4 pseudogenes are annotated in these 2,548 nt (G+C 47.2%); 1 reads left to right on the top strand and 3 read right to left on the bottom strand.

Annotation, left to right across the window (positions count from 1 at the left end):
• Window positions 1-133 (top strand): annotated as a pseudogene (locus BGK49_RS29385) (IS110 family transposase); the annotation flags it as partial.
• 23 nt (window positions 134-156) lie between these two features.
• Here BGK49_RS29385 and BGK49_RS12155 read toward each other — a convergent pair.
• The 3 pseudogenes from BGK49_RS12155 to BGK49_RS12165 all read right to left on the bottom strand — a co-directional run.
• A pseudogene (locus tag BGK49_RS12155) lies at window positions 157-1,790 on the bottom strand (penicillin acylase family protein); the annotation flags it as partial.
• Window positions 1,791-2,141: 351 nt separating this feature from the next.
• A pseudogene (locus BGK49_RS12160) lies at window positions 2,142-2,222 on the bottom strand (DUF1127 domain-containing protein); the annotation flags it as partial.
• Window positions 2,223-2,248: 26 nt separating this feature from the next.
• A pseudogene (locus BGK49_RS12165) lies at window positions 2,249-2,548 on the bottom strand (IS1-like element IS1X2 family transposase); the annotation flags it as partial.

A 2,548-nucleotide genomic window follows, 5' to 3' on the forward strand; every position in this document is an offset into this window, starting at 1 on the left:
GGCTTACTACACCCGCAAAATGAGTCAGGGAAAACGACACAATCAGGCGCTTATCGCCCTGGCGAGACGACGCTGCGACGTTCTGTTCGCCATGATGCGCGACGGGACTTTTTATACCCCGCAGGGGTCATAACATGCTTGACAACTTAATAGGGGCCCCCCCCACAAAAAGGCAAACAGATCCGAAGCGGGATAATCTTTTTGGGGAGAATTGTTCCAGTTAGCAATATATCCCGACAGGGGGTTATACACCTTAGGGTTCATTTCAAAAGGCAATAGCCCTTTCCAGTCCCATTTTCCCGTACCAGGAACGGGTAATCGCGGATCATGGCCTGATTGACGATCTGGATAAGCACCAGTATGAACATAACCAATATTGCCGTTTACATCAGCATAGTACCAGTTGATGGTCAGTGCTTGTTTCGCTACTCCTGCCAATTTTTGGCCTTCATCTGATGAGTTCAGGCCAGCAAAGACGCCACCTCTTTACCATCCCATGCGCGGGATTTAGCGTAAGCCGTTTGTGTCGTCTGGTCAGTTTGGAGAATGTTGCCATGCACCGTACGCCAGACAGTAAAGGTCTCTGCCTGACCATTTTTCACCGTAATGGTTTCCTCACGGCTTAACATTTTCACCCACTTACAATTATGTAAGTAGTAGCCTGGTTTCTCTGCCGACAGCCGTTCAGCAAAAATATCGACATCATCGCCGAAACCTGCCGTTGATCCCCAGGAAATCACACCATTATGACCAAAAACCAGCCCAGGATAGGCAAATGGTGTATTGCCAGTGACATCATAACCAGCACCGTGCAGACCAATACCATAAGTATACGCAGGCGCATACCAGCCAAACTGCGGACCATTTACCATGATTGCTTTCGCATCCTGGGCTTTGCTTTTGCCGATCACCCACATATTGCTGGTCGTTGGATACCCCGCCAGACCATTGGCACCACCCTGTGCAAATTGTGCAGCAATAGTTTCCCGGTTCTTCCCTGCTGTTAACGCCAGCAGTGCGCCATCCGCCCCTTTTGCTGGTCGGTCAAGCATTGGTGCAGGTAAATCGTAGCGTGGCAACAGAGCTGCTGTTTGCGAGTTTTGCTGATTAAATTTAAGTGGGTAGCTACTCTCTTGTACGGCAATAGTGGTTGGCGCTGATGGGTTTACCAGCCATTTCAACTGATTAAATACCGCCATGCCTTGTGATACACCATATTTATCTTTTAAAGCCGTTAGCAGTGCCAGATTATCAATTTCGCTAGTGCTATCAGAGAAGCGGTTTGCCATAGTGCCCACAAATATCATCGCGACATCAAACGGTTCCCAGCGCTTAGGAGTAAAGCCAAATGTATTAAACTGTTTTGGTAAGAGCGTCTCTGGATTGGTATTTACCTTATCAATCCAGGCATTCATTCCATCAGCGTAGCCTTGCAGAATGGACATATTCTCTGGGGAAAGGGCATCAATTTGCGCCCGGATAGCATCCGGCCAGTAGTTACGACGGATATCTTTATCAAATTTCACAAAATCTTTGCCAAGCACTTCCGCGACAGTCCCTTGAGTACTGCGACGTGCCATTTCCATCTGAAAAAGGCGATCTTGTGCTACTACATAGCCATAGCCATAAAATAGGTGCCATGTATCATTGGCATAAATATGCGGCATGCCGTATTCATCGCGAACAATCTTTATCTCACTTGACGACTGCTCAGCCAGTGCAGGTAAGCTCCAATAATACATCAGGGAAGCAGTAACACAGTTCACGATCATACGATTTCTATTTTTCATTGTATCCTCTGGCAGGTGTATAATTAGCGAATTGATACTAGCAACGAAGCTTCGGTTATCTATTTGCAGAGAATTGTTTCATTATGAACTGTGAGCGCGATAACTAATTTTTGATACAAAAATTTCATTAATGTGATCTAAAACGAATCGCTTTATTCACCGCTGATGATTTTGTTCTATTCCTTTTTGTGACAGATCCCCCGGACGCATAGATGATGACCCCCAGAGAGACAGCTCAGGTCATTATCTGTATGTAAATCAGAAAAATATGTTGTAAACGACTTTTATGGTTGGATTTTGTAGCAATTTTGAATGCAGACAGGCAGCATTTGCCAACACGCCGCCCATAGTTCACTCCACATCCTCCCTGCGTAACCCGATATCCCTCAACCGTTCATCACTCATCTGCTGTAACACCCGTCGGGCCTGCATTTGCCGCCGCCGGTAATGACTCCAACTTACTGATAGTGTTTTATGTTCAGATAATGCCCGATGACCTTGTCATGCAGCTCCACCGATTTTGAGAACGACAGTGACTTCCGTCCCAGCCTTGCCAGATGTTGTCTCAGATTCAGATTATGTCGCTCAATGCGCTGAGTGTAACGCTTGCTGATAACGTGCAGCTTTCCCTTCAGGCGTGATTCATACAGCGGCCAGCCATCCGTCATCCATACCACGACCTCAAAGGCCGACAGCAGGCTCAGAAGACGCTCCAGTGTGGCCAGAGTGCGTTCACCGAAGACGTGCGCCACAACCGT

Source organism: Shigella sp. FC1544, assembly GCF_001722145.1.
In the GTDB taxonomy this organism is placed as follows: domain Bacteria; phylum Pseudomonadota; class Gammaproteobacteria; order Enterobacterales; family Enterobacteriaceae; genus Escherichia; species Escherichia coli.